General features: G+C 27.9%; 1 protein-coding gene. It reads right to left on the reverse strand.

Going from position 1 to position 251, the window contains the following annotated elements:
- Positions 1 to 58 (reverse strand): helix-turn-helix domain-containing protein (locus KGF50_RS22650; protein ID WP_139037914.1); only part of this gene is annotated, 58 nt, incomplete at its 3' end.
- Positions 59 to 251: the final 193 nt, after the last annotated feature.

Raw genomic sequence — 251 nt, forward strand, 5'->3', positions numbered from 1 at the left:
CTTGCTGTTTTTTATTTGGATACATTCTAAACTTATAAGCTTTTTCCACTACTACCACCTCACTTTACTTGTTTTTTCTGATTATTCATTACTCACCATAATATTAACGTATGTAATTATTTAAAACAAGTATTTTGAAGGTTTTTATATTTAACATATGTAAGAACCGTAAGTCTTAACTTTTATCATTTTTGAGGTTGTTGTTCACATAAGTTCGCTACTACCTATGCAGTTCTCTTATGAACTTCTTA

The sequence above is a fragment of the Clostridioides sp. ZZV15-6598 genome, from assembly GCF_020657705.1.
GTDB lineage: Bacteria > Bacillota > Clostridia > Peptostreptococcales > Peptostreptococcaceae > Clostridioides > Clostridioides difficile_F.